Genomic DNA, 24,573 nt, shown 5'->3' on the forward strand with positions numbered 1-24,573 from the left:
GATGAAGTTCCCGAAGACCGTTAGAATGTATTGCCCCAGGTGCGATGCGTACACGGATCACAGCGTCTCCACCTACAGCAGCGGCAAGAGGAGGACGTTGTCCGAGGGCCAGAGGAGGTACTTGAGGAAGTTGAAGGGTTACGGATCCACCAGGAAGCCCAAGCAGAAGACTCTATATAAGGTGACCAAGAAGGTGACGCTCAAGCTGACCTGCAGGCAGTGCGGCTACGTGTCCATGAAGACGCTGGGCCGCCTTAAGAAGATAGAGATAGTTGAGAGGTGATTTAAATGCCGCAGAGCCTGCGCAAGGTGCTGGTTCCCCTTCCCAAGTCGAGGTTCATCAGGGTTAGATGCAACAGCTGCGGAAACGAGCAGGTGGTGTTCTCACATCCCTCCATGGAGATCAAGTGCCTCGTCTGCGGCGCGACCCTCGTGAAGCCCAGCGGCGGCAGGGGGAGGTTCATAGGGGCAGTGGTTAAGGAGTTGGATTGAAGGAGGGGTCCCCCCTTCATAGAGAATCGATTCCGCCCCGCCTAGATCATCTAAATCCGAAAAGATTAAAACGGATTGATCAGCTCTTCGCCTAAGATGAGCTCCGATTCACATAGGGATAAGGGTAGGGATAAATCGTCCCTGCCCCAGGTTAGGATAGCTAGGAGGGACATGCCGGAGTTGGGCGAGTTGGTGATAGGCACCGTCTCCAAGATAACTGAGCACGGGGCCTACGTGAGGCTCGACGAGTACAACGGCATGGAGGCATACGTTCCAGTGAACGAAATAGTTCCCACTCTGTTCAGGGATATAACGGATTACCTGGACGTTGGGCGGAAGGCGGTGTTCAAGGTTATACGCGTGGAGCGGGGGCGACGATTGATAGATCTCTCCTACAGGAAGGTGAGGGACGAGGAGAGAGAGAAAATGCTGCTTAGGTGGAAGAGGACGGTGAAGGCCTTGAGGCTGTTCAACATGATTTCCCAGAAGCTGGGCATCCCGCTTCAGAAGTTGATAGAGGACGTCGGTTGGAGGGTGGAGGATTATTATGGGGACATGTACGGGATATTCGAGGCGGTAATAAGGAGCGACGAGGCGTTAGGAAAATTGGGGATACCGGAGAACATAGCCAACGCGATAAAGGAGGTGGCTGCCCAGCACGTGGATGTGCCCAAGGTGGAGTTGAAGGGCATGATAAGGCTGATAAACATAGGGCCCAACGGCGTTGAGAGCATAAGGAACATACTGTCGGCGGCCAGGAGCGCCGCGGTGAAGCTGGGCGCGGAGGAGGTGGAGATCTACACAATAGGGCCGCCCAGGTACAAGGTAATAATGAGGGGGCGGGACCCCAAGAGGCTTGAGGCGGCCATGGAGGAAGTATCCAAGCTTATAGTGGTTGAGGCCAAGAAGAGCGGGGGAGAGGCGTCGTTCAGCAGGCTGGATTGAGGAGGGTTGGGATATATTTTTAAGCCATGACGCGGTGAGCGACTGCAATGCGTTGCCTAGCATCGCTGGCGGCGGGGGATGGCCTTGGTTAACTCCATTTTGAGGAAGTGCAGGGATTGCGGTAGGTACACCCTCAGGAAGGATAAGTGCCCCTACTGCGGGGGCGAGTTGAGGGTTCCCCACCCGCCCAAGTTCTCGCCGGAGGATAAGTATAGGAGGTATAAGCTGTTCATGGATGTAATCTCCGGCAGGGTGCAGGTGAGCCGGGAGACTCTGGATAAGATCCGCGGCGAGTTGGGGGGAGGGGCAAATTTTTAAACGAGCGGTGGCCGGATAGTTCCATGCCCATTGAGGTTGATTCAGTGGATGAGTGGAGGCGGTACGCGGATGCCGCCGTTGAGATAAGGGTTAAGAAGGTCGGCGACGTTGTGAAGTTGAAGGCCAGGACCAAGAAGGCGTTGGTCACAATAAAGCTGAGCGAGGGGGACGCGAATCAATTGATTCAGGAGCTTAAGGGCAAGGGCAGATCCGTGAGGGAGTTCTAGTTAAAAGTTTCGGTTAATTATGCATTAGCTATAACACTGTAAAAGAAAACTTTAAGTTTACCTGGTTGAGTAAAAGTGAACATGGCCATTTTCAAGAACGAGGGAGCATTGACGCCTGACTACGTGCCGGATAAGCTGCCCTTCAGGGATGACCAGCTCAAGCTGCTTCAAACATATTTCGACTCGTTCATACGGATGCCCGGCTCCATCTACGTCAAGGCAGTCATGGTGGGGCGGTCGGGCAGCGGGAAGACAGTGACCAGCAAGAAGTTCGGCTCCTACGTGAGGGTTGCCTCCAAGGGCCGGGTGGAGTTCGTCCACGTCAGCTGCGCGCTGCATAGGACGTCCTTCAGCGTATTGAAGACCATAGGCCTGGCCCTGGGTCTCCCGGTCCCGCGCAGGGGGTTCTCCAGCGAGGAGTTGCTGGAGTTGATTCTGGACGACGTGACCACCAAGGATAAGTACGCCATAATAGCGCTGGACGACGTTTTCTACCTACTCAACTACAGCGGGCCCGACGCGATAGACGCGCTGGTGAGGCTGGGCGAGGAGTACTCGGGGAAGGGCTACAGGTTCAGCCTGCTCCTGATCAGCCAGAGCGAGTCCTTCATGGATCAACTAAACAGGGGGGTCAAGAGCTCCCTGGGCGGCGCCGTGATAGAGTTCCCCCCATACACTAAGGACCAGATATTCGAGATACTGCTCAACAGGGCCCGGGAGGCGCTGAAGGACTCTGCGTACACTGAGGAGATACTGGAGATGATCTCGGACGTGGCGGGCGTTGATCCGGAGGATCAAGCCAAGTCGGCGATGAGGGGGGACGCCAGGTACGCGCTCGACATATTGTGGCGGGCATCCAAGCTTGCAGAGTTGAACGCCTCGCCCCGCATAATGCCGAGCCACGTCAGGGAGGCCGTCATGCAGACCCTCCACGGGGTGAGGGAGGACGAGTTAATCGGTCTCTCCCTCCATGAGAAGCTCCTCCTCCTGGCCATAGTGAACAGGCTGATGCGGAGCAGCGATACCCCCTACATCTCCATAGGGGACGCGGAGGACGAGTACGAGATGATCTGCGAGCAGTACGGCCAGGAGCCGCGCAAGCATACCCAGCTGTGGGACTACGTGAAGGACATGGCGTCCAGGGGAATTCTAGAGACGAGGCTCTCCGGCAAGGGCATGCGGGGCAGGACCACCTTCATATCCATACCCACGGAGCCCCTGGAGACAATGAAGCAGGCCGTGGAGTCCATGGTTAAGAGGGACTTGGGTGATTGATTTGGGCGACTTCATAGAGGAGGTCTTCGCCTCCAGGAGCAGGATAAGAATACTGAGGGCCCTGCTCGAGGTGAGGGAGATAAACGTAACCAGGCTGGGCAAGATAGTGGAGTTGAATCATAGATCCGTGGGGCAGCACATAGCCGCCCTGAGGGGGCTCGGCATAGTTGAGGAGAAGCAGTTCGGTAAGATAAAGATAGTGAGAATAAGGGACGAGGATCCCCGCGTCAAGGTGATTCGTTCCATGTTTGATGAGTTGAAGCAGATGGAGGGTACGGATTAATTAATAATAACAATTAATCCGTGCTAAGCGCCAGCCTGATCTCCTCCTCGCCGAGCCCCGTCACCCTGCTCAGCTCCGCCAAGACGCTGCTTCCCCTCTCCCCCCTTATCAGTAGCCTAAGCATGGGCAGTACCTCCAGATTTATCACCCTACTCCCCAGGTGGGCCTCCTCCCTCAACTTCCTTATCAGCACCTCCCTTACCTGCCTCATGGCCCTAATTTTGTTGAGGAGCCTTATCTTGGCTGGGTACCCGTATTTTATGAAGAATGGAAGCTTCGGTTTCTCCCTGACCAGCGCCGCGCCGGCCGTCATCAACTCCAACATGTACCTCATCAACTCCCACTCCTGCAGCCTCTCTATCCTGCCCCTAATGAGGTCGGCCCTGGATAGGTTATTCATGGCGTCGAACAAGGCCATGGGCGCGCTGCCATACGCGACGGGCACGCTCTCCGTTATCCACGTGAAGAAGCTCTCCCAGTCGAAGCTGGGCAGCGACGTGACTCTCCTGGCCTCCTCGAAGTTCCTCGCCTTAATCGCCATGTCCACCACCCGGAACATGTCGACCTGATGCGCCCTGTAGCTGATCGCCTCCGCGTCCTCCTCAGTGACCGCGCTACGCCCCCTGGCCACCAGCTCCAGGTCATTTATGGCGGCCCGCGCGTCGCCCATGGACGCCTTGGCGAGCAGCCTCAACGCGTCGTCGCTGCATCGTATCTTCTCCGCGTCGCATATCTTCCTTAATAGCTTCACCACGTCGCTCTCCTTCAACGGCTTTAATTGAATGACCTCGCACCTCTCCCTGAGGTCCCTCAACTTGGGGTCCCAGGGATCGTTGGCCGTCAAAACGACGGGGAACCTGGACTCCCCGATCACCTTTATTATCTCCCCCACGCCCCCCCTATCCTCCTTGAGGTCCAGCCCGTCCACTTCATCGAACAGTATCAGCTTCCCCCTGAAGCCGAACAGAGATGACTCCCGTATTGATCGCCCAACTATGCGGCTTATCCTATCCCCCGTCCTCTCGTCGCTGGCATTCAACTCCAGCACCTCCAACCCGTAATCGTTGGCCAGCGCGTGAATGAGCGTGGTCTTCCCAACCCCCGGGGGCCCGGCCAGGAGCACGCCCTTACGCAGCTGCTCCCCCTTCAACCACCTCCCCACCACCTCCTCCAGCTTGGCCTTGGCCTCCTCCTGGTCAACAACGTCTTTCAAGCTCCTCGGCCTATACTTCTCCACCCAGGGAATGCTCATTTGCTTCTCCTCTTCTCGGGCTTCGCCTCCGGCTTCCCAGCCCTCAGCCCGTACTTACTGCCCATCAACACCAGCTTGGCCAGCATTGCGTTGAGCTGAATCTCGTCGTCGCTGCCCTCCACCAGCCTGAAGTCTATCTCCGAAATGAAGTCGCTCAGCTCTATCTTAGCCTCGAGGGGGAGGTTCACGTCGGAGTCATTAATGATAAGCTCCCTCTGGATCCTCCTCAGCACGTCCACTCCCGCTATTCCGTAATTATACATTATGGTCCTCAACTTATCCCGGGCGCCCTGGAAGTCCCCTCCAAGGGCCAGCTTCACCAGCTCCGTTATCTCCTTTGGCTCTATGTACCCTATCGCCTTGTATATTGTTTCTGCGGTGACTTTCTTGGAGATGGAGGAGGCGGCTTGAAGCGCGTTAATCGCCCTCCTCAAATCCCCCCCGCTGGCCTCCCACAACGCCTCGAGGGCCCCCGAGTCCAGGGAGACCCCCTCCGCAGCCGCTATCTGGGACAGCCTAGCCTCAACGGCCTCCCTGGGCAGGGGGGAGAACCTAACAACGGCGCACCTGGACTGGATGGGCTCTATTATCCTAGAGACGTAGTTGGCTATCAGGATGAACCTGGCAGTCCCGCTGTGCACCTCCATCATCCTCCTCAAGGCCTGCTGCGCGTCCCCAGTCATGTTGTCCGCCTCATCCATAACCACGAGGCGGAACGGGGCGCCGCCGCTGGGGAGGCTCCTCGCGAACTCCCTAACCCTCTCCCTAACGGCCGCGAGCCCCCTCTCGTCGCTGGCGTTCAGCTCCAGCGTGTTCTCCCTCCAGGACTCCCCGAACAACCGCCTAGCCACCGCGAGGGCGGCGGTGGTCTTCCCCGTGCCGGGGGGGCCGTGGAGGAGGAGGTGGGGTATGTTGGGCAGCATCCCCTCGAGGGCCTCCCTCGCCGCCTCCTGGTCCACCATGTCCTCAAGCCTCCCCGGCCTATACTTCTCCACCCAAAGCAGATCCGAGCTCATCTATTGACGTGAGTGCATTCCACTTATAAAGGTTCTGAAGTGCCTCCTCGATGCAGACATTTCCGTGCAGTCGCCGAGGGCAGCATCCCCGCCAAGCTGAGCGCCAGGCCAAGCTTAATGCGTAATACGTGTCCGAGGGCCGCGGTTAATGTCCTCTTTCCAGGAATGCCTCCGTGAGCCCGCCGACCCCCATGGCTGCTATATCCATCGAGTCAATCCTCTCCCCGGCCATTACCCTGGCCAGCACGGCGTCTATGGAATTCCACTCCCTATAGTAAATGCCTCCTGCGCTCACGGCGAATATGGGCACTCCATCCAAGTAGGCCAAGGCAGACATTGTGGTGGGTTTCATCGGCATGCCGTACGCTATCATCTCGGCGCCCAGCTGCTTTATGGCATCCATGGTTTTATCCGTGGCGTCGACCGACATCCCGCCGGTCACCACTACAGCCTGAGCGCCAGCGTCTATCGCCCTCCCCACGGCTGCGGCTATCCTCGCCTCATCGTCCGGGGCCACCTCGTCATACACCAATTCCCAGCCGTACCTCTCGCACTTGCTTCTTATAACGGGCAGATAGGCACCTCGTTTCCGTCCCTCGTATATCTCCGTCCCCGTCACCACGGCCCCCAGCCTGGTCAACTTGAACTCATCCAGGTAGAGTAGGAGCCTCAGGGCCAGGGACATCAAGTCCTGTCTGCTCATCTTGAATGGAACGGCCTCCACCACCCCAGCCAACTCGCCCCTCCCCAGGGCCCTGTTGTTGCTGCGCGTTATGAGGAGGACCCACCTATTGGAGTTGAACCTGGTCACCTCCTCTGCGTCCACCTTTAACACCCCGGGCCTCTCGGCCACTATCCTAGTCGATCCCTGCCCGGAGTAGGAGTAGGACAGGTTCTTGCCAAGCACTCTGGAGGCGACGTAGGGGGTTATGTCCCACTCGCATATTTCTCCCTCCTCCCCCTCCCCGCCCTCCACCCAGACATAATATGTTCCCGAATTCTTCAATTTCTCTATATCGTCCATGGTCAGCACGTGCCCCCGCCTCAGCAGAATGGAAGCGCCGTCGACACCGACGTACGTGGTATCATAGGCCAACCTCCTGCCGACGGCGTCCTCGCTTTTTATCCTTAACACGCTTGATGAGGATGGAAGGATTATTTTAATTTAACTGGGCGGCGGGAGGTACTCGTCCTCCCTGGAGGCCAGCTCCTTTATTCTGGCCAGCTTCTCCGGCCTCATCGTATCTTCTATGGCCGCCGGGCCGGGCCCCATCCTAACCACGTTATCGAACAGTTCCCTCTTGAAGGCTATCGGCGTCTCCTCTATGAATCCCCTCGCGTCTATCCTGGCCCTCGGGAACTCCGCCAGTATCCTCTTGGCAAGTTCGTCGGGCACCTCCAGCTCCACCACCTTCAGGTAACCGCCGTAGAGGTCCTTCACCTGCACTCCCTTGCTCCTCACCCGCTCCATCCTGGCCCTATCCAGAACTATGGCTATTTTATACGTCATCTCGTGGTCACCTCCATGGGGTCCAGCTCCACCTCCAGCTCCGCCTCCTTTGCCTCAAGGTATCTCTTGTTGACGAATGGGTAGTTGAACTTCCGCCACCACTTCACTATGACTTGGTAAACCTCCGGCCTGAATATCATGGGCGGCGGCTCGATGCCCTCCGCTATCAATCCCCTCACGAAGCTGCCGCTGAACCTCTCAGCCCTATCCCTATGGCCGCAGGACTCGCTGTAGGCTATCTCCCCGCAAACGGGGCAGTACCAGAACTCCTGTATGTTGACGGGCCTTATCTTGAGCCCCCTATCCACGTCGTAGGGAGGAGCGGGCAAGCCGTAGCTGGGTATCCCCTTGCTCCAGAGCGTTTGGGTGGCGTATGGATCGTAGTAATCCCCAACAGCGGCGTGGTCCCTCCCGAACATGTGGTGCGTGCACCCCATGTTTTGCCGTATTATTCCGTGGAGCAGCGACTCCAATGGATTGCCGTACCTCATGTCCCACAGCGTCATGGTTACCAAGTGCCTCTCCGGCCTTATGTAGCCGAACTTATTGATGGCCTCGTGCCCCTCCAGTATTGCCTCGTCAACGAAGTCCCCCAGCCTCTTGGCCCCTATTATGGCGTTGACCAGTATGCCGTTGCACGGCTCTATGTCTCCCAGAAACGCCGCCTCCTTCATCAAGTGCTCGTGGCCAGTGTGGGGAACGTTCCTGGTCTGGTGCGCAATGACGGTCCGCCACCCCCTCCTGCCGAACTCCAGCCTGGAGGCGCTTGGGGGGTACCAGAACCTGTCGTAGGGCTCCTTGAGCCGCGGCTCGTTTATCACGTGCACCCTTCCCCCCACGGCCGTCCCCGTCATGCTCCTATAGATCAACCACCCGGGGTGCTTCTCGTCGAACCGCCTCCTAACCGCCTCGGGGTTCCTCTCCGGCGTGCCGAACGTCCTATCCGCTACGTCCCTCGGATCGAACCTCCACACCTCCTCCACGTCTATAATGGCGAACGGCCTCCCCTTAAGCCTCAGGAGGAGCCTATCCCCCTCCTTCACGCCCAGCCTCCTCAACTCCTCGCCGTCCACGTCGAATATTATGGGGAACGGGAACAGCCAACCGCTCAACAGCCTTCGATCCCTCATCACGCTCTCCACCTCGTTCCGCGTCATGAATCCATCCAATGGACTGAAGAAGCCGTACGCTATGGACATCACCTCCCTGTACGCGTTCCTGATCGGGACTCCCGTGCGCGGGTCGATAGTGGGCCTTATGTCGTAGGCGGGGCAGCCGGCGGCCATCTTTGCCCCCTCCTCCCTGTCCACCACGGCATTGACCAGCCTCCCGCCGTGCGGCGGGGGTTGACTGACCTTGAGGCTCATCTCCATCACCTCACTAGATCCACCACGGGGACCGTCCAGAGGGACCACTCCCCGCTTCTCGCGTCGTACCTGGAATTGACGAAGACCCTCCAATTATCGTCATCGAGCGCCGGGTAATCGGACCTGGTGTAGTAGCCGGGCCACCTGGTCTCCTTCCTGTAAAGCATGTGCCTTATTATGGCCTCCGCCGTCAGTATCCTGTGCCACAGCTCCCAGGACCTGAGGAGTTGGTGGTAATCCTCCGCCACTATGTACTTCCCATAATCCTCCTTCAGGTACAGCAGCAGCTCCAACCCCCTGGAGAGCAGCTCCTCGTTTGTCGTGTACCAAGAACCCCAGCCGGCCGCGTACTCATCCATGAGCTTCTGCAGCCTGCTCAGTCCCTGCCTGTACCACATCATGTTCGGCGCCACGGTCCCCGCCGTTATCAACCCCCTTCCCCCCTGGAACCTCTCCATGGGCTCGTATATCCTCGCCCTCAGCCTATCGACTTGCTCCTTATCCAGGGAGGGCGGCGAGTCGCTGTGATCCATCAAGTACTTAACGGCTGACTTAGCCGCTATCCTTCCCTCAGTGAAGGATCCCGAGGAGAACTTGTGGGGGGAGGCGCCGCAAGCATCCCCGGCCACGAAGAGCCCGTCTATGGTGCTCATCCTATTATACCCCCAATTATATTGGTGCCCCCTATCCTCTGGTCCATCGATCTTGGCCGGCGATATGTCTGAGGGCCCGCTCGCCCACGCGCCGTTCTCCGTGGCGTGGGAGCCCATTGCGTACGGCTCCGAGGGCAGTATCTCGGAGGGCTGCTTCGTGGGGTCTATGTTCTGGCCCGCCCACACCAGGGCTTGGCTTATGGTCATGTCAAGGAAGTCCTCCCACCCCACCTCCTCGTTCTCAGGCGTGAGCACCTTCTCCGTGTGCATATATATGGGCCCCCGCCCCGCCCTCAGCTCCATCAGGCTCGCCAGCACCCTAAGGTTTGTGGGGGTGGGCACTGCGTCCGCGTACCCTCCCCTCCCATTATACAGCTTCCTTATCTCGTCCCTGTGCAGCTCGAAGGAGTCCTGCCCGAGGGCATTGGTTTGCCTTGCCTTCAGCAGCAATTGCCAAGCCCCAACCGGCCCGTACCCGTCCTTGTACCTAGGCACTGTGAACCTCGCCTCCATCATGGTCATCACGGCTCCCGCCTCTATGAGGAGGCCATACGCGCTGCCGCTGGACCACTGCGGGTACCAGGTCCTGCCCCTCCCCTCATCGGTGGACCTGGGCCTGTATATGTGGGACCCCCCGCCGGCCGCCACTATCACTGCCTTGGATCTAAACACGTAGAAAGTGCCGTCCCTAACGTTGAACCCAACAGCCCCCGCCACCCTGTGACCGCTTGGGTCTAGCAGCAGGTGCGTCACCATGACCCTGTTCAGCACCTCGGTGGCGGCCTTCTGCGCAGCCTCAGCCACTATTGCCTTATACGACTCGCCGTTTATCATGACTTGCCACCTCCCCTCCCTCACGTAGCACCCCGTCTTCTCGTTGCGCCAAATCGGCAATCCCCACTCGTCGAATAGGTGCACCGTGGAGTCCACGTGTCTCGCCACGTCATACACCAAGTCATCCCTCACCACCCCCATCAAGTCCGTCTTGACGTACTTGACGAAGTCCTCCGGCGTGTTCTCCCTGCACTTCATGCCGAGGTACGTATTTATTGCGGAGAGGCCCATGGCCACTGCACCGCTCCTGTTTATGTTGGCCTTCTCCGCTATCACTATGCTGCAGTTCCTGCACCAGTACCTGGCCTCCCACGCCGCGCCTGTCCCAGCCATTCCGCCGCCTATTATCAGTATGTCCGAATCAACCCACCTACTCCTCACGGGCTATCACCTCCCTCGGCCTGGGCAGCTCCGGCACGTAGAGCTTATCCGGCTCCGCGGATAGGTACTCATCCCTCAACCTGGATTTGTCCGGCTCCCCGTATGATTGGGGCGGCCTTATGGATCCCCACGGCGTCGTCCTTATGGGGAACGCGAATTCCTTCACCGCGCCGTTCCTGTACCTTATCTTCCAGTAAACCTTGTTCTCCTTCTCATCGCGAAGGACAGATATGCCGTGCCCCATTGGAACGAAGTCCGCGTACCCCCTCACGTCCATCGCATACCTATGGCACACCTTCACGCAGTTAAGGCACTCCCAGCACATGTCCGGCTCCGCGTTGTACGCCTTCCTCGTCTTCGGGTCGAATCGCATCAAGTCGCCTGGGCAAATATCGATGCAGTCCCCGCACCCCACGCACCTGGATGAGTAGACGAAGGTGGGCACTCCCCCTCACCTCTCCGCCTCGCGGGGCAACGGGAGCCGTGGCTCCCTCCCGCTGCGCCTGGCCATTCTCTCATATATTGCCCAAACGGGTTGATACAGCGCGTGGGAGAACTTGGTGAATGGCATAGATACGAAGAGGCTTGCGACGAAGAGCATGTGGATCCAGAAGACGGCGTCGACGGCTTGGCTCCAGTAGAACTCGCTTGCCTCCAACGCGAAGCCCGTGATCACGGTCAGCGCCAGCAACGCCAGGAACCAATCAGCGCTGGTGGCCTTGGCGGCGGGCCTCTCCCCCCTATACCTGGTGGGTATGTAAATGCCCAGCCCCATTAAGCACAGCGCTCCCCCAGCGGTTCCAATCCCCACTATGGCCGCCTCCCCGCCGGGCCCTAGGTAATACGCGGGGAGGAAAGACGTGGCGGTCACCCACTTATCGAAGATGAATCCCACTATGGTTGCTATGAGAAGCATCAGGAAGCCGTAGAAAATGAGTAGGTGGGCGGTCCTCTTCACCCGCGTCCTCCGCTCATAGTAAGCGCCTTGGTGGCAGTCGGCCAGCGGCGCTGAGGCCAGCACATCGAGGGCTAGAGCCTCGGCCGCTGCCTTGATGAAGGCGGATCCCGCCTCCTCCCTAGTCACGGGACCAACTGCTGGGTATATGTCATACCTCCTCAGCGCTCCCCTCCTTATCTCCACTGCGAAGCCTATCAGCATGGCTATTACTAGGATTACCGCGCCGTAGTCTATCCACGTATGCGGAACTGGTAGTTCCATCCCATTCTCGCCGCGTCGCCCGGCCGCCTCGGAATATCTAGGCGTTTAGGTACGTGGCAGCCTCGGCGTGTCTCACGTGGTTTCCGCTTAAAAGCGGTCCTACCCGCCCTCGCCGCGGGTGCGACCTACATGCCTTGCCCTGGCCTGGTGAATGGTTGAATCGCTGGGTCAGAGGGAACCGCTTTTCCCAGTGAGCAGCTCCTCCACAGTTTCGAGGAGGCTCTTGACCACGGCGGCTCTATCGCAGCCGCAATTCTCGTTGACATAAATAAATGCATGGGGCGAGTACCTCCACGACTCGTCTATCGCCCTAACCAGCGGCGAGGAGTCCCATATTGTGGTCACGGTCCCGGCCTTTCCCTTCATCAACGACTTAAACGATTTATCGAACCTGGGTATTATCACCTTCACACAATCGATGCCGCACCTCAGCTTATCGGAGAGCCCCTTCTCTATTACGGTCTCCGGATCCGTTCCGCCCGCCCTCAACGCGTCCAGCGCGTCGTTTAACCACGCCGCCCTGCCGCCGAGCGCCTCCAGGTAATCGTTGTCCCGCTTCCAGAGGGGCTTGTAGGGCGTTCTCCTGGAGAGCAGCATCTCGGCCTCGGGCAGCTCAGCCGCTAGGTCCGGTAGGAGGGACGTGAAGTAATCATCGGTGACCTTGAACAGCTCCAAGGTATTGCCGATCCCGCCAGCAATGAATCGAAGGAGGAGGCAGGGATAATCGTGCCTGCCTATCAGCTTCTCCAATAGGTCCCTCGCTATCTTAGTGAATAGGAGGGGCTTGTGGTGGAAGTACACCCACTTGTACGAGTTGTACCTAGCTATGGCGAATCCCTCCAGGAATACCTTGGCCTTCTCATCGAAGAGGAGCTCGTCGCCGTCCAGGTAAACGTACTGCACCAGCCTCTCCACGTCCAGAGCATTAGTGCCGACGCCCGCTCCAGTGAAGTATATGTCCCGCAGCACGTAATCCATCCTATCCGCATCCAGACTGCTCGATAGGATGGAGTGGAGGAGGGGAGGGCGCCCCCCGGGGCTGGGGAAAGCGAGGGCCCTCACGGCATCCACGTTCACTCCCCCCGCAGCGCTCTCCATCACCTTCTTGAAGTCCCCGCTCATCGTTATTAGAAAGCCCGCTGCCTCGTGCTCCTTCATGGCTTTAAAGAGGGATTCGTCCAACTCAACGCCGCACCCCGCCGCCCGGTAATTCCTGCTTAGGATCCCCTCAAGCGTGTGGGAGAGGGGAATGTGCCCCACGTCGTGGTGCAGCGCGGCTAGCCTCACGTGCTCCAGCAATTGATCCACGCCATCATCGTGGATGCCCATGGATTCCCTCACCTCCGCCAGCCTCCTTCCATCCATTTTGCCCAGCGCCTCCTCGGCGATCCTGTGGGCCAAGTACATTGTGCCCAGGCTGTGATCGAACCTCGTGTATCTCGCGGTGGGGTAAGTCAAATAGACGAGCCCTAACTGCCCCACGTACCGTAGCCGCTGCAGGTACATGCTGTCATCTATCAACCGTGCCTCCTCCCTAGTCAAGCGTATCCAGCCGTGAACTGGGTCCCTTACCTCCTTGCTGAACTCCACGGATTCATCCCTTTGAAATGGCATTCACGGGGGTTCTTAAAGCCTGCCTTCCGGGCGAGGCGGATACATTGTCTTCCCCCCCACCTCCTCCGGGCAATGCTTTTTATCGAGGCGCGGCTCGGACGTGTAGATGATGCAGTTCGACTGGGAGCCGGCCGCGGCGGAGGTTGCCGTGGATTGGCGGCAGGATAGTCTTTGCAAGCAAGTGTACGTGGATGGATTGAAGCTGGCGGTCGGCTCGAGCCGCTCCTATAAGCTGTGCCAGGTAAGGCCGGACTGGGCCCCGGTCCTCATCATCGATGGGATAGTTATGCACACGTTGCGGATGAATCCCATGGATTACGCCGATAATAAGGTTAAGCCGATAGACGTGAGGGGCCGCGTCGTCCTGGAGTGCTGCAGCGGCTTGGGCTACGTTACCTCCTCCCTATTATCGCGGGGGGCCAAGCGCGTGGTGTCCATTGAGGCGGACCCCACGGTGCTCCAGCTCTCCAGGTACAATGTTCACAGCTCGTCGCTGGGCGATTCACGGGTCGACTTGTTGATCTCCGACGCGATGGTGGCGGCGAGGAGGATGAGGAGCGAGGCATTCGACGTTATTATACACGACCCTCCAACGTTGAAGAAGGACACCGGTCACCTCTTCTCGCTCGAGTTATACCTGGAGTACGCGAGGGTCCTCAAGCGGGGAGGGATCATTTATCACTACCTGCCCCACCCGGGCGAGAAGTATAGGAATAGAAATATAGGAAAGGGAATAGCGAGAAGAATGAGCGCGGCGGGCTTCCGCATAGTAAAGGAGACCAACGACGGGTTATACGCAGTGCTGGACAGAAGGCACCACTATAGAAGCAACCACAGACTATTATAATCTTCATAATTAATTAAAGTACATTATTAATTCTAGTAGTATAAATTAATTCAGAGATAGGGTTCATTAGCATTCCATTACATCCTGAGATAGATCATAAGGACAGTTCGACTTAAAGGAGCTGGCCCGCGATTTCGCCGTTACTCCTGCCGCGGGGCTATGTACTTGGCCAGCTCGGGCTTCGTCTTGACCAATTCCTTCGCTATTTGCGCTGCCGTCCTATCCAATAAGCTCCGCCCCTGCGGGGTGAGGGTCCTTCCCTTACCGGGAACCTTGGTCACCAGGCCGGCCTGCTCCAATTGGTGGAGAATGCCCCGTATGGAGGCTCCCGCGCTCTTCCTGGTTCGGGGCGCCCTGGCCTTCTTCCCCACGGGGGCCCTGTAGCTATAGGCCATCCTGAGCCTCTCAACTCCGACCGGGTCGTTGAGGTATATCTTGCGCAGCAGCGACGCGGCCCTAACGTACCACCAATTCGGGTCCTGGGGCGGCGAGTCCTTCCGCGCGCCCGTCTTGGCGTAGAGCGACCAGGGGGCGGGCTTCATTTGCTGGACGTTATCCCTCAAATACGCCGCCAATCGCTTTATCAACATGTCCGGCGGCACGTCCTTTATGTTGACCACGAATCCATGCGTTCAGTAAGGTTTATAAATATTACTGGATCGGCTTGGAGCCATGCCGTTGAAGTTCTGCCCCAAATGCAAGTCGATCATGGTGCTTGCCAAGATCAACGGCAAGTCGGTGTATAGGTGCCCCAAGTGCGGCTACGTGGAGGAGGTGGATCCATCATCCAAGCACGTGGAGAGGATGGTAATAGAGAGGAAAGCCAGCGATGACCCCATAGTGCTTGAGGACGCCGGCTCATCCCTCCCCAAGATAAAGGCGTACTGCCCCAAGTGCGGCAATGATGAGGCATACTACTGGGTGCAGCAAACAAGGGCGGCAGACGAACCGCCCACGAGGTTCTATAGATGCACGCGTTGCGGTTACTCGTGGAGGGAGTACGAGTGAACCTCTCCTCGTAAATGAAAAACCTCATCAGCCTTTAGGTCACTCATCACCCATCAAGGCCTGCGTGGTTACATCACTGCTCCCTTCCGGAAGGCCTAGGTCACCCGCTTGAGAGGCAGTACCCCCCTCTTCAAGTCGTTGAGTAGACCCGTCATCTCGGCGATCGCCGCGTCCATTATTGCCCTTCCCTTCTCCTCGCTGGCCTTGGACGGGTACCCCTGCACCGCGTGGTGGTACTCGGCATCATACGCCTCCCTGCCGTACACCCTGAACCTAGCCTCCACCCACTCGTCGTACTTCCCATCGCGCGGGACCCACTTCACCAGGGATGGATACGCCGCCATTACCTCGCTTGTCTCGTCCTCCGCCGCGTGGCCCTCCGGGGTCTCGAGCACCTTCCTCCTAGCCTCCCTGGCCAGATCTATCCACCAATTCACTATTATTATCACCAAGTCAGTCTCCCTGGCGACGTCCTTGGCCGCCATGCTCAGCGCATCCACGTTACCGCCGTGCCCGTTAACCACGACCAGGTACTTCACGCCGTTATCGGCGACGGCCTTGAAGACAGACCTATAAAGATGGTAAAGGGCCTGGGCGTCTATGGATATGGTTCCCCTGAATTTATCCAGCACGTAGGTGTTCCCATACCAAATGGGCGGCAGCATCAACACGTTGGCCGCCTCACTGGATTTCTCCGCGACGTAAATAGCCATCAATGCGTCCGTGCCGAGGGGGAGGTGAGGACCGTGCGCCTCCACTATGCCCACCGGCAGCACTGCCACCGTTTTATCGACCTTGCCGAACTCCTCCAGCGATAATTCCCACCACTTCATGCCCCCAACGCCGCTCTTCCCCTAATAAAGCATTTCCACAAATCACCCCCCTCCCCCTTCCGACCCGCTGTTCAGTCGCTAGGATAAATTCTTCCTCCCGGCTAGCTCGGCTAGCGCCGCTCCTATGGCGTGCACTCCGTACGGGTGCAGGTGGGTGTACTGGGCGTAGGTGTTGTGCTTCCTCACGCCGTCGAACCCATTTATCCCGCTCCCCCGCCTCAGCTTTAAGTAGAAATCCACGGGCTCCCTGAGGATTAACCTGGAGTGGTGGAACTCGTGCCCCCTCACAACGCGCCCGCGGCGGAACATGGGCGTATCAGCTATGGCCTCGGCCTCCGCGTATCCATGCCCAGCCGGTCTGCTCAGCATCGCGGCGTACGCATCTATTGCGCCGCTCATGTCGTACTCCTCGTTGCTCAGCGTCTCCACTACGCTGGAGAGAAGCATTAAACCCCCGCACTCGGCGTATATGAAGCCCCCCTCCTCTGAGAATCTCCTTATATCGGATAGGAGGGGTTTGTTGCGGGATATGGCGTCGGCATGCTCCTCCGGAAACCCTCCCCCTATTATCAATGCATCCACGCTCCCCAATCCGCCGGACTTCATTGAGTTTATGTAGGAGACGCTGCCCGCCGCCCTCCCTATCTCCTCCAGGGTCTCTGGATAATAGAAACTAAACGCCTCATCGATTATGACGCCAACCCTAACCCCGGTCCTCTCAATGCCGCCCTCGTCGCACTCGGGAGGGTCCTCAAGCGGTGGAGCCGACTCCGCTATCCTGATTATAGCATCCACGTCAATCCAATGATCGTAGCCGAACCCTCCCCCGCCCTCCGCCGTTGTGACGAGCCCCAAATGCCTATACCTGAAGTCCCTCTCCGCTTCCCCACTCCTTGGGACCACGCCGACCAGTGGCACGCCCTCCCCCGCCAATGCCTTCTCCACCTTCTCGGCCTGCCTCTCCGTGACGTTGGTCAACGCGACCCCGGCTATCTCAACCCCCTCCCCGAACTCCTTGAAGCCGCGGAGCACCGCCGCCAATCCTCTATTGATCCTATCCCCGTTCAACACCAAGATCACCGGCGTGCCCGTCTCCCTGGCCACCTTGGCAGTGCTGCCGACGTCGCTGACGCCGTCCATGCTGTCGTACAACCCCATCACGCCCTCGATGACGGCAACCCCCTCGGCGTGTCTGTGCAGCCTGCACTTCACGCCCTCCATGCCCATCAAGAATTCATCCAGGTTCCTGCTGGGCACGCCGCACGCCGCCGCGTGGTGCATTGGGTCTATGAAGTCCGGCCCCACCTTGAAGGGGGATACGCCTATCCCGCGCTGGATCAAGTCCCTAAGCAGCAGGGTGGTGAACAGGGTCTTCCCGCTCTTGCCCCGCTCCGCCGATATCACTACTCGGGGGATTCGGGTCATACGCATCCGGTCGGCTTGGGGGCCCCCGCCACCCTGCACGCCCCCTTGGCTGGACCGTTGGGGAATAATTGATATATGCGTTGAAGGCTTATCCCGGTTCCCTTCACGAGCATCCTTATGGGCGGGCACGTGCCGTACTTCTCCCAGTACTCCCTCAAGTACTTAACAACCTTCCAGTGCTCCTCAGTCATGGCGGGCTTCCCCGTCTCCGGGTCCCGGCACTCCTCCGCGCCTAGGATCCTAGCCACGTCCTCGCTCCAGGTCCAGGGATCCTTGAGGTATCCATCGGAGTCCAGCTCTATTTTCCTGCCGTTGATATCTATGGTCTTGGACATGGAATCGCCGATAGATCGGGGCTGCGGGCTGGATTAAGGCTTGCCCACGTCCAAATCACCGTGACTCCTCACTTCGCGCCAGCTTATAAGCATCCGCCGCCCTCCCCACGGCCTTGATAAGCTCCACCAGAACGGCAAATCCCTTCCTGAAGCTGGGGTCCCCCATCTCCTTGATCAATTGGTACATGCCCGCCTCCCTTGAGCCCATGCTTGCCTCGAGTCCCGGATCCTGGAGGGCGCGGAGAACGACTTCCAGCGCCGCGCTTCCCTCCAATGCATCGATTACCTTGAACGCGGCTGCCAACGCGCGGGATATGTCGTGTATCATTTGGTCATTCATTAGCCTGGAAACCATCCTCAACAACATCAATGCCTCCACCAAGTCATCCGATAGCCCGTACCTGCCCACGGCGTTCACGGCGTCCATCAATGCCTTCACATTCTCGTCGTTGAGGGCTTCAAGCACGTCGTCCCTCACACCAATCCCCTCGCCAACGCGTCCCAGTATATATCTAAATACATTAGATTAAACATCCAACCATACCTCGTCCCCCTGAACGGCGGGGTGGGGGAGTCATACGTCCAAATCGGTATCCACGCCCTACCCTGATGCCCCGCCGCGCTGGGCAGGTCGGAGACGAAGGGGCAGATGGTCTCCCCCCAGTAACGCCTCCCGCCGCCCAGCTCATCCACTATGTTGCTCACTATTATGGGGGCCTCGTAGTGGGCGTTGGAGGCGGCCTTCGTTATCCAGGTGGGGCCGGCGTCGCCGGCCACGTATATATCATCCATCTTAAACCTATCCAGCACCAGGTTAAGCGTGTTCCTGTCCACGTTGAGCCACCCATCAGGGTCCTTGCTGAGGCTCCTGGCCACGGGGGACCCAACGTGCTTCGGTATGTATATTAATAAGTCGTACTTGACCTCCTCCCCGTCCAGCGACTTAACGGTCCTCCCCCTCGCATCCACCGAGTCGATTATCCAGTTAAGCCTCACCTCCACGTTCCTCGCCTCGTACTCCTCCATGGCTGCCTTATGGTACTGCGCCTGGGCGTGAACGTGCTCGCTGGGCCAGAGGGTTACTATCTCTACGTCATCCCTATTGCCGCGCACGTTTCTCAGGAACGAGTCCAGCATTAAGTTGAACTTATTCGGGGCCCCGGGGCACTTATACATGGCCTCCACGGCCACGGTAACTATGGTTCCCCCTCTGAACTCCCGTAATGCATCCCGCAGTGCGAGGGCGCCCTCCATGCTGTAGTAGGTAACTCCGGCGTCCCGCAGCCCGCCTATGAAGTCGTAATCATACTCCGCCCCGCTCGCCACCACCAAGTAATCATAGCCCACATTCCCGGTCCGGGTCTTCACAATCCTATCCCCCGCATTGATCTCCTCCGCCGCGCCCGCGTCGCCCAGCATCAGCCTCACCCTGGGATTGACGAGGGATCGTATGGGCCTGACCAAGTCGCGGGGGGAGAGCACGCCGAATGGGATGTACGTGAAGCCTGCTTGAAGCACGTGCTTGAATCCCCTATCCATCAACGCCACCTCCACCTCGCCCCTGCTTATCTTATCCCTCAACTCCCTGGCCAGCCTATTGGCTATCATTACCCCAGCCGCCCCCGCCCCCAGTATCAATATCCTCTTCATGGGATCCAGGACGTGCCCGTACTCATATAAGCCGAGCTATCGTTTGGGACCACGTCCCGCCCAACGTCGATTCACAATTTAAACCCAGTGAAGCATCTCTAGACCCGCTTGGCGAGGCTGATTATTATCGCCGGAACGCGGCGACTTTTAAATCCGTGCATCGTTCCTCGCCTCGACCCGCTCCACGTGGATAAGGAATAATGGGTCGGCGGGCCCCCACGTCTCATGGAATTGGAGGCCCTGAGGACCAAGTGGGCCGGCCTGCTGCCCCCGCTTGACGCCGAGGAGGTCGCTATAATGAATGCCGTGATATGTAATGAGGGCAGCACCATGTATAGGCTGTCCAGGGTGACGGGCCTCGCCATTAGCTCGGCGTATAGGAAGACCGCCTCCCTCGCCAGGCGCGGCTTGGTTAAGGTGGAGCGGCGCGGGAGGGCGGGCACGTGCAGGTCGACCCTTAAGGGATTGCTGGCCTGCTTCGCCAGGGGCTGCGTCGATGATGGCTACTTGCTGGGGCGGATTTCATCCATGTTCAGGAACGGCGGGGTAGAGGTGGGGAGCCAGGGGGAGTTGTTGGCGTTGTTATCGATAGCTGCGGACTCGCTTGCCTCCGCCGCGGTGGACATAAGGCAGCCCAGGGACTTGGTTTTATCCGTGATAGGGCACATAATGGCGGATCGCCGCCGGGTGGGGGATCCCCCGCGGGCATTGGTGCTGGGCATAATAAGGGACTTGGAGGAATTGCTCAAGTGATGGCAGGGTAGTTTCCATTTTGGTTTTCTAATTATGTTCGAATTTCGAATGGGAATTGGGGGAATTCCTCGGTAATTTAACGGTGTTTAGGTTCGATATTCGAATAAAATGCTTATATCCATCCCTATTATTGCCTAAATTCATGAATAGTCTCTACGCACCCCTATTGGTGAGGTACGTATCGGCAACCGGCATTCTGGTTCACTTGTTGTTGGCCTCCATGTTCATAGGAACCATAACCCTCGCCGTGGTTTCGGAGGGCATCTATGCCTACATCAAGGACGCCAGGTGGCTGGACACCGCCAAGATGTTCGGCAGGGTGGCCGGCATATTCCTGGGCACGGGAGCCGCTTTCGGAACGCTGGTGGAGTTCGGCTTGGTGACCATATGGAGCAACTTCGTCTCGATAATGGGATCCGCCCTCGTTCTTCCATTCTACATAGAGCTTTACGCCTTCCTATTCGAGGTGATATTCATAGTCTTCTATGAGTTCACGTGGAACAAGCTTGGGCGGGGCGTTCACTTGACGCTGGGGGCCCTAGCCGCCTTCGGGGCGTACTTCAGCGCGTACAACATACTGGCCGTCATGTCGTCCCTAAGCATGGCTCCGCCAGGCCTCATGATAAAGCAGGCAGACATAGGGGGCTTGATAAGCTACGTGGCCGTCTTCCAATCCCCGACCCAAGTCTTCAACATGTACTGGTGGGGTGCCCAGGTCTTCATCTGGCACGGCATGTTGGCGGCCACCATACTGAGCTGGTCCATAGTGGCCAGCATATACGTCTATAAGTACCTCCACGGACGGGACCCGCATCACTTGGCCATACTTAGGATCATGATACCCACTATAGCCGTATTGACGGCCATAGAGGGATTCCTGTTGGGCCACGATCAAGGCGAGCTTGTGCTATCCGCGGACCCGCTGAAGCTGGCCGCCATGGAGGGAATGTTTTGGAGCGGGTTGAAGGTGGATCCACTGCTCAGCTTCTTCGCGTTCGGCACCACGAACCACGCCTTCTGGGGGTACTACACGTGGCCCGCCTCCATAAGGCCCCCCGCCTTCCTGCCGTTCTTCTACCTGGTGCTCATGGTGGGCCTGGGAGCCGCCATAGGCGGGTGGGCAGCCATAACGGGCCTGTACCTACTGCTCAAGCGGGAACCGCCGACCTGGTGGTTCAAGCTGGGCTATGCCCTGGGGCCCGCCGCTGGTTTGGCATCCATAGGAGGAGCCGTCACTTCAGAGACGGGGAGGAACCCATTCATACTTGTGCAGAACCTGGGCGGTAACCCACCCACCATAACGGGAGTGCCCGTCTCCGCAATATATAACCCAACAATAGCGGTCTCCCCCCTGCTCGCCGCCGCGATACTCCTAGTAATTCTAGCAATACCCGGGCTAACCGCCTACATGCTCTACCTCGCCACGAGGCCCAGGAAGACGGGTGGTGAGCCATGAACGCAGCCACCATAGCCGTAGCCCTAATAGCTTGGGCGTTCTCAATCCACATACCCATAGTCTACACAGTGCTCGGCCTGGCCTGGCTGCTGCCCACGCTGGAGTACGTGGGGTACAGGCGGGGGAACGGGAACTACGTGAGCATGGCTCGAAACATGGGGGCGTACCTGATAACCATCTACGCCATAGGCGGGCTGTTCGGCACCATAATAACGGTATTCCTGGCCGGCCTCCTCCCAATATTCACCGACGTGGCTGGGGCATTGTTCTGGCCGGTCTGGGGAGTCGCCATAGTGTTCGGGATAGTGATCGCCCTACCCATGCTTGGCTTCTATTACAGGACGTTCGACTCGCTGCCCCCAATGAGGCACGTGGCCATCGGGTACTTGACCGCCGCCTTCATGACGGTGATACCGGCCATGTTCAGGATGGTGTTCGCCGTGATAAACTACCCCATCGGCGTCGAGATAACCAAGAGCTCCTCCTCCATAATAGGCTTCAACCTATCCGTGAACCTAGGGCAGGCCATTGGGAACCCAACATACCCACCGCTCCTTCTAGCCACCATAGCCGCGGCGCTGGCGCTCACCTCCGCATTGATCGCCTCCATCTACTCGTGGCGCGGCGCGTCGTCTCCCAGCGCATACTACGAGGCCGGTAGGTCCCTCGGCGCGAGGCTAGCCATAGCGTTCGGCGCGCTCTGGGCAGTGTTCGGGGCGTGGTATCTATACGAGGTCTACCTCTACTCCCCAACCATGGCGTGGTCGATCCTGGGCCGCCCGCCGAGTTACCTGCCCTCCGCGTTCCTCTCTGTGTACCAGCCCACCTACGACTTGGCGTGGCTGTTTTACCTCATAGTGGCTCTCGCGGTGGTGGACCTGATAGCCTTGGCGGTCACCATTAGGAGGCCGTCGAAGCCCGTGGCTGCCTTAACATTGCTCGCCTCGCTGGCCATCGTTGATGCATCCGAGGTCTTGAACGGCGTGGCCCACATGCCGTACGCGCTGGTGCCCCCGCTGAGCGCCGCTGAGTCCCTCGTTAACTCGTACGGGGTGGGGTTCGCCGTCCAAGTCGCCCACACTCTCCAAGTCTCCACGTTCGTTTCCACGTTGACTCCCCTCGTCGACCTGATAGCAATGGAGCCAGCCATCCTCTATGCATCCGCCGTCGGATTCGCGTTCTTCAACGCGTTGATATTCGTGGTTCTCTACTACGCCTTGGTTCGCCGCGGCAAGTGATTGGTTCCTCCATATAATTAAATTGAGCCAGCATCTTTTTATTTATAATATGTATGTAATTCCATTGTATATAGATATGTTATTACTTCCTTAAAGTGTCATCTCAAGTATTAATTAATCACAGAAACGCTTATTTATCCGGCATAAACCCATAAATCATGAAGGGATTATCTAGGACCGCGTGGGCCGTGATAGCCGTCGTGATCATCGTCGTAATAGTCGCGGCGGCAGCGGCCCTCACCTACAAACCACCAGTCAAGACAACAACCACGCCCACTACTACTACGTCTACAACAACTACATTGCCGCCCACCTCAACCACTCCAACTACTACAACCACTTCAACGCCTACCACCACGACTACGACCACCGCGCCTTCGTCCGCGTCATTTTGCGCCAGCGTGAGCGGGCCAGTTACCATAACCGTGTGGGACACCTACAGTCCAAGCGAGAATGAGGCCTTCAACGCGTCCCTAGCCCAATTCGAGGCGGAGTACCCATGCATTAAGGTGGAGGTGACCACTGGGGTCCAGGTCTCCACAGGCAACTTCGAGGCGGCGGCCAAGGCAGGCAAGGCACCTATAATATACAGGGACACCAGCAACGACGCGGGCGCGCTCTTCGCCGGCGGCCTCCTCCTGAACCTGAGCAAGTACATACCCGCCTCCCTGCTGGCCCAGTACAACCCAATCGCCATACGCAACTTCGAGTTGAACGGCTCACTCTACGGCCTGCCCGACAACATAAACTACATAGTGATGTTCTACAATAAGAAGTACATACCTAACCCGCCCAACACCACTAATCAACTCATCCAAATGGCGCTTCAAGTCAATAAGACCTACGGCGTTTGGGGAATAGCGTATGGAATGGGATCCGAGTACGGCTATAGGTTCGCCGCTTGGCTGGCCGGCTTCGGCGGCCACATATTCAACGGCGCGGGCTACCCGGCGGTCAACGCGACCCCAGCGGCGGCCGAGGCTATGGAGTTCTGGTATAACTTAACGTATGACCTACACATAAACGCGCCCGACATGAACCCCACGCTCGAGGGCAACCTATTCTCGCAGGGCAAGGCGGCCATAATATTCGACGGACCGTGGGACTTGGCGACCTACGTCAAGGCGCTCGGGCCCAACCTGGGCGCGGCTCCACTGCCCGTGGTGTCCCAGACAGGGCTGTACGCTGAGCCCTTCATAGGCTCCACCGGGTGGGTGATAAGCGTGCCCCAGGCCAGCGGCGCGACGCCGGAGCAGATAAAGGCGGCCATCCTATTCATTGAGTTCATGAGCGGGCCAGTGCAGGAGCTGAATTTGTGGAAGTACGCAGGGGACATACCGTCCTACCTGCCCGTCTACAACCAAGTAATAGCCAACTTGACGGCCGGCAAGCTGCAGCCGGCGTACATGAACGGCATAATGAACGGCATATTGGCGCAGGCACAGCACGGCCAAGTGTTCCCCAACATACCGCAAATGAACTTCTACTGGAACGGCTTCCACCAGTGCGTGACTCTTTACACCGTGAACGGCACGTTGACGGCCCCGCAGGCCGCGAACTGCTGGGAGCAGTACATGGTCTCCCAGATGCAGCAGGCCGGCATGCTGGGCTGATGAGTAAATAAAGAAGGAAGGCTGGGTAA

28 protein-coding genes are annotated in these 24,573 nt (G+C 58.3%); 13 read left to right on the top strand and 15 right to left on the bottom strand.

Annotated features, from left to right (window positions below; all coding sequences use genetic code 11):
• Position 1: 1 nt before the first annotated feature.
• The 7 genes from ACZ5ZS_RS03270 to ACZ5ZS_RS03300 all read left to right on the top strand — a co-directional run bounded on the left by ACZ5ZS_RS03270 (position 2) and on the right by ACZ5ZS_RS03300 (position 3,540).
• Complete coding sequence (locus ACZ5ZS_RS03270) at positions 2-283, top strand: 50S ribosomal protein L44e (protein WP_188596447.1); 282 nt, start codon at positions 2-4, stop codon at positions 281-283.
• A gap of 5 nt (positions 284-288) precedes the next feature.
• Positions 289-492, top strand: a complete 204-nt coding sequence (locus tag ACZ5ZS_RS03275; RefSeq protein WP_188596448.1) for a 30S ribosomal protein S27e — start codon at positions 289-291, stop codon at positions 490-492.
• Positions 493-588: 96 nt separating this feature from the next.
• The gene (locus tag ACZ5ZS_RS03280; RefSeq protein WP_188596449.1) at positions 589-1,437 is read left to right on the top strand and encodes a translation initiation factor IF-2 subunit alpha; all 849 of its coding nucleotides are present in this window, start codon (positions 589-591) and stop codon (positions 1,435-1,437) included.
• Positions 1,438-1,515: 78 nt separating this feature from the next.
• Positions 1,516-1,755, top strand: coding sequence for an RNA-protein complex protein Nop10 (locus tag ACZ5ZS_RS03285; protein ID WP_188596450.1), 240 nt, complete (start codon positions 1,516-1,518; stop codon positions 1,753-1,755).
• Positions 1,756-1,778: 23 nt separating this feature from the next.
• Entirely contained in the window at positions 1,779-1,982 is a 204-nt protein-coding gene (locus tag ACZ5ZS_RS03290; RefSeq protein ID WP_188596451.1) for a 50S ribosomal protein L38e, read from the top strand.
• 81 nt (positions 1,983-2,063) lie between these two features.
• Positions 2,064-3,257 carry an ORC1-type DNA replication protein gene (locus ACZ5ZS_RS03295; protein WP_188596452.1) on the top strand — a complete coding sequence of 398 codons (1,194 nt, stop codon included), beginning with the start codon at positions 2,064-2,066 and terminating at the stop codon, positions 3,255-3,257.
• Positions 3,250-3,540 carry a winged helix-turn-helix domain-containing protein gene (locus ACZ5ZS_RS03300; protein WP_188596453.1) on the top strand — a complete coding sequence of 97 codons (291 nt, stop codon included), beginning with the start codon at positions 3,250-3,252 and terminating at the stop codon, positions 3,538-3,540. Before ACZ5ZS_RS03295 ends, ACZ5ZS_RS03300 begins: the two co-directional genes overlap by 8 nt.
• Before the next feature lie 13 nt (positions 3,541-3,553).
• Here ACZ5ZS_RS03300 and ACZ5ZS_RS03305 read toward each other — a convergent pair whose 3' ends face one another.
• The 9 genes from ACZ5ZS_RS03305 to ACZ5ZS_RS03345 form a co-directional block, all read right to left on the bottom strand.
• Positions 3,554-4,792: a replication factor C large subunit gene (locus ACZ5ZS_RS03305; protein WP_188596454.1), complete on the bottom strand. Its 1,239-nt coding sequence runs from the start codon at positions 4,790-4,792 to the stop codon at positions 3,554-3,556.
• On the bottom strand, positions 4,789-5,808 hold the full coding sequence (locus tag ACZ5ZS_RS03310) for a replication factor C small subunit (RefSeq protein WP_464858518.1): 1,020 nt from the start codon (positions 5,806-5,808) through the stop codon (positions 4,789-4,791). Before ACZ5ZS_RS03310 ends, ACZ5ZS_RS03305 begins: the two co-directional genes overlap by 4 nt.
• A gap of 145 nt (positions 5,809-5,953) precedes the next feature.
• Positions 5,954-6,943, bottom strand: coding sequence for a molybdopterin-binding protein (locus ACZ5ZS_RS03315; protein ID WP_188596953.1), 990 nt, complete (start codon positions 6,941-6,943; stop codon positions 5,954-5,956).
• Between the two features lie 30 nt (positions 6,944-6,973).
• Entirely contained in the window at positions 6,974-7,318 is a 345-nt protein-coding gene (locus ACZ5ZS_RS03320) for a DUF6955 family protein (protein WP_188596954.1), read from the bottom strand.
• On the bottom strand, positions 7,315-8,685 hold the full coding sequence (gene sat / locus ACZ5ZS_RS03325; protein WP_188596955.1) for a sulfate adenylyltransferase: 1,371 nt from the start codon (positions 8,683-8,685) through the stop codon (positions 7,315-7,317). Before sat ends, ACZ5ZS_RS03320 begins: the two co-directional genes overlap by 4 nt.
• 5 nt (positions 8,686-8,690) lie before the next feature.
• Positions 8,691-10,505 (bottom strand): adenylyl-sulfate reductase subunit alpha, encoded by a 1,815-nt coding sequence (aprA, locus tag ACZ5ZS_RS03330; RefSeq protein WP_188597181.1) that lies wholly within the window; start codon positions 10,503-10,505, stop codon positions 8,691-8,693.
• Positions 10,506-10,542: 37 nt separating this feature from the next.
• Positions 10,543-10,998 carry an adenylyl-sulfate reductase subunit beta gene (gene aprB, locus ACZ5ZS_RS03335; protein ID WP_188596956.1) on the bottom strand — a complete coding sequence of 152 codons (456 nt, stop codon included), beginning with the start codon at positions 10,996-10,998 and terminating at the stop codon, positions 10,543-10,545.
• A gap of 6 nt (positions 10,999-11,004) precedes the next feature.
• Positions 11,005-11,772, bottom strand: coding sequence for a hypothetical protein (locus tag ACZ5ZS_RS03340; RefSeq protein WP_188596957.1), 768 nt, complete (start codon positions 11,770-11,772; stop codon positions 11,005-11,007).
• A gap of 168 nt (positions 11,773-11,940) precedes the next feature.
• Positions 11,941-13,386: an HD domain-containing protein gene (locus tag ACZ5ZS_RS03345; protein ID WP_188596958.1), complete on the bottom strand. Its 1,446-nt coding sequence runs from the start codon at positions 13,384-13,386 to the stop codon at positions 11,941-11,943.
• A gap of 106 nt (positions 13,387-13,492) precedes the next feature.
• On the opposite strand from ACZ5ZS_RS03345, the gene ACZ5ZS_RS03350 reads away from it, so the two are divergent.
• Positions 13,493-14,233 (top strand): RsmD family RNA methyltransferase, encoded by a 741-nt coding sequence (locus ACZ5ZS_RS03350; protein ID WP_188596959.1) that lies wholly within the window; start codon positions 13,493-13,495, stop codon positions 14,231-14,233.
• A gap of 140 nt (positions 14,234-14,373) precedes the next feature.
• Here the strand turns inward: ACZ5ZS_RS03350 and ACZ5ZS_RS03355 are convergent, their stop codons facing one another.
• Complete coding sequence (locus tag ACZ5ZS_RS03355; RefSeq protein ID WP_188596960.1) at positions 14,374-14,853, bottom strand: 30S ribosomal protein S19e; 480 nt, start codon at positions 14,851-14,853, stop codon at positions 14,374-14,376.
• A 58-nt stretch (positions 14,854-14,911) separates the two neighbouring features.
• On the opposite strand from ACZ5ZS_RS03355, the gene ACZ5ZS_RS03360 reads away from it, so the two are divergent.
• A complete protein-coding gene (locus ACZ5ZS_RS03360; RefSeq protein WP_188597182.1) occupies positions 14,912-15,241 on the top strand; it encodes a transcription factor S in 330 nt (109 codons plus the stop codon).
• 95 nt (positions 15,242-15,336) lie between these two features.
• Here ACZ5ZS_RS03360 and ACZ5ZS_RS03365 read toward each other — a convergent pair whose 3' ends face one another.
• The 5 genes from ACZ5ZS_RS03365 to ACZ5ZS_RS03385 form a co-directional block, all read right to left on the bottom strand.
• Positions 15,337-16,074 carry a creatininase family protein gene (locus ACZ5ZS_RS03365; RefSeq protein ID WP_188596961.1) on the bottom strand — a complete coding sequence of 246 codons (738 nt, stop codon included), beginning with the start codon at positions 16,072-16,074 and terminating at the stop codon, positions 15,337-15,339.
• Positions 16,075-16,152: 78 nt separating this feature from the next.
• Positions 16,153-17,499, bottom strand: coding sequence for a cobyrinate a,c-diamide synthase (locus ACZ5ZS_RS03370; protein WP_188596962.1), 1,347 nt, complete (start codon positions 17,497-17,499; stop codon positions 16,153-16,155).
• Positions 17,496-17,834: a TusE/DsrC/DsvC family sulfur relay protein gene (locus tag ACZ5ZS_RS03375; protein WP_188596963.1), complete on the bottom strand. Its 339-nt coding sequence runs from the start codon at positions 17,832-17,834 to the stop codon at positions 17,496-17,498. The genes ACZ5ZS_RS03370 and ACZ5ZS_RS03375 overlap by 4 nt, the downstream gene beginning before the upstream one ends.
• A 55-nt stretch (positions 17,835-17,889) precedes the next feature.
• The gene (locus ACZ5ZS_RS03380) at positions 17,890-18,312 is read right to left on the bottom strand and encodes a DUF1641 domain-containing protein (RefSeq protein ID WP_188596964.1); all 423 of its coding nucleotides are present in this window, start codon (positions 18,310-18,312) and stop codon (positions 17,890-17,892) included.
• Positions 18,309-19,484 (bottom strand): NAD(P)/FAD-dependent oxidoreductase, encoded by a 1,176-nt coding sequence (locus ACZ5ZS_RS03385; protein WP_188596965.1) that lies wholly within the window; start codon positions 19,482-19,484, stop codon positions 18,309-18,311. Before ACZ5ZS_RS03385 ends, ACZ5ZS_RS03380 begins: the two co-directional genes overlap by 4 nt.
• Positions 19,485-19,709: 225 nt before the next feature.
• On the opposite strand from ACZ5ZS_RS03385, the gene ACZ5ZS_RS03390 reads away from it, so the two are divergent.
• The 4 genes from ACZ5ZS_RS03390 to ACZ5ZS_RS03405 all read left to right on the top strand — a co-directional run bounded on the left by ACZ5ZS_RS03390 (position 19,710) and on the right by ACZ5ZS_RS03405 (position 24,544).
• Positions 19,710-20,237, top strand: a complete 528-nt coding sequence (locus tag ACZ5ZS_RS03390) for a hypothetical protein (protein ID WP_188596966.1) — start codon at positions 19,710-19,712, stop codon at positions 20,235-20,237.
• Between the two features lie 142 nt (positions 20,238-20,379).
• Positions 20,380-21,693, top strand: coding sequence for a cytochrome ubiquinol oxidase subunit I (locus ACZ5ZS_RS03395; RefSeq protein ID WP_188596967.1), 1,314 nt, complete (start codon positions 20,380-20,382; stop codon positions 21,691-21,693).
• Positions 21,690-22,931, top strand: coding sequence for a cytochrome ubiquinol oxidase subunit I (locus ACZ5ZS_RS03400; protein ID WP_188596968.1), 1,242 nt, complete (start codon positions 21,690-21,692; stop codon positions 22,929-22,931). Before ACZ5ZS_RS03395 ends, ACZ5ZS_RS03400 begins: the two co-directional genes overlap by 4 nt.
• A 158-nt stretch (positions 22,932-23,089) precedes the next feature.
• Positions 23,090-24,544, top strand: a complete 1,455-nt coding sequence (locus ACZ5ZS_RS03405; protein WP_188596969.1) for an extracellular solute-binding protein — start codon at positions 23,090-23,092, stop codon at positions 24,542-24,544.
• Positions 24,545-24,573: the final 29 nt, after the last annotated feature.

The sequence above is a fragment of the Thermocladium modestius genome, assembly GCF_055398215.1.

Bases quoted from the DNA above. Each gene is read 5' to 3' on its own strand.
- ACZ5ZS_RS03305 (WP_188596454.1), bottom strand. From the start codon at position 4,792: ATGAGCATTCCCTGGGTGGAGAAGTATAGGCCGAGGAGCTTGAAAGAC.
- ACZ5ZS_RS03285 (WP_188596450.1), top strand. From the start codon at position 1,516: ATGGCCTTGGTTAACTCCATTTTGAGGAAGTGCAGGGATTGCGGTAGG.
- ACZ5ZS_RS03375 (WP_188596963.1), bottom strand. From the start codon at position 17,834: ATGTCCAAGACCATAGATATCAACGGCAGGAAAATAGAGCTGGACTCC.
- ACZ5ZS_RS03405 (WP_188596969.1), top strand. From the start codon at position 23,090: ATGAAGGGATTATCTAGGACCGCGTGGGCCGTGATAGCCGTCGTGATC.
- ACZ5ZS_RS03280 (WP_188596449.1), top strand. From the start codon at position 589: ATGAGCTCCGATTCACATAGGGATAAGGGTAGGGATAAATCGTCCCTG.
- ACZ5ZS_RS03275 (WP_188596448.1), top strand. From the start codon at position 289: ATGCCGCAGAGCCTGCGCAAGGTGCTGGTTCCCCTTCCCAAGTCGAGG.
- ACZ5ZS_RS03385 (WP_188596965.1), bottom strand. From the start codon at position 19,484: ATGAAGAGGATATTGATACTGGGGGCGGGGGCGGCTGGGGTAATGATA.
- ACZ5ZS_RS03295 (WP_188596452.1), top strand. From the start codon at position 2,064: ATGGCCATTTTCAAGAACGAGGGAGCATTGACGCCTGACTACGTGCCG.
- ACZ5ZS_RS03390 (WP_188596966.1), top strand. From the start codon at position 19,710: ATGGAATTGGAGGCCCTGAGGACCAAGTGGGCCGGCCTGCTGCCCCCG.
- ACZ5ZS_RS03310 (WP_464858518.1), bottom strand. From the start codon at position 5,808: ATGAGCTCGGATCTGCTTTGGGTGGAGAAGTATAGGCCGGGGAGGCTT.
- aprA (WP_188597181.1), bottom strand. From the start codon at position 10,505: ATGGCTGGGACAGGCGCGGCGTGGGAGGCCAGGTACTGGTGCAGGAAC.
- ACZ5ZS_RS03340 (WP_188596957.1), bottom strand. From the start codon at position 11,772: ATGGAACTACCAGTTCCGCATACGTGGATAGACTACGGCGCGGTAATC.
- sat (WP_188596955.1), bottom strand. From the start codon at position 8,685: ATGAGCCTCAAGGTCAGTCAACCCCCGCCGCACGGCGGGAGGCTGGTC.
- ACZ5ZS_RS03290 (WP_188596451.1), top strand. From the start codon at position 1,779: ATGCCCATTGAGGTTGATTCAGTGGATGAGTGGAGGCGGTACGCGGAT.
- ACZ5ZS_RS03320 (WP_188596954.1), bottom strand. From the start codon at position 7,318: ATGACGTATAAAATAGCCATAGTTCTGGATAGGGCCAGGATGGAGCGG.
- ACZ5ZS_RS03270 (WP_188596447.1), top strand. From the start codon at position 2: ATGAAGTTCCCGAAGACCGTTAGAATGTATTGCCCCAGGTGCGATGCG.
- ACZ5ZS_RS03395 (WP_188596967.1), top strand. From the start codon at position 20,380: ATGAATAGTCTCTACGCACCCCTATTGGTGAGGTACGTATCGGCAACC.
- ACZ5ZS_RS03365 (WP_188596961.1), bottom strand. From the start codon at position 16,074: ATGAAGTGGTGGGAATTATCGCTGGAGGAGTTCGGCAAGGTCGATAAA.
- ACZ5ZS_RS03345 (WP_188596958.1), bottom strand. From the start codon at position 13,386: ATGCCATTTCAAAGGGATGAATCCGTGGAGTTCAGCAAGGAGGTAAGG.
- ACZ5ZS_RS03370 (WP_188596962.1), bottom strand. From the start codon at position 17,499: ATGACCCGAATCCCCCGAGTAGTGATATCGGCGGAGCGGGGCAAGAGC.
- ACZ5ZS_RS03350 (WP_188596959.1), top strand. From the start codon at position 13,493: ATGATGCAGTTCGACTGGGAGCCGGCCGCGGCGGAGGTTGCCGTGGAT.
- ACZ5ZS_RS03400 (WP_188596968.1), top strand. From the start codon at position 21,690: ATGAACGCAGCCACCATAGCCGTAGCCCTAATAGCTTGGGCGTTCTCA.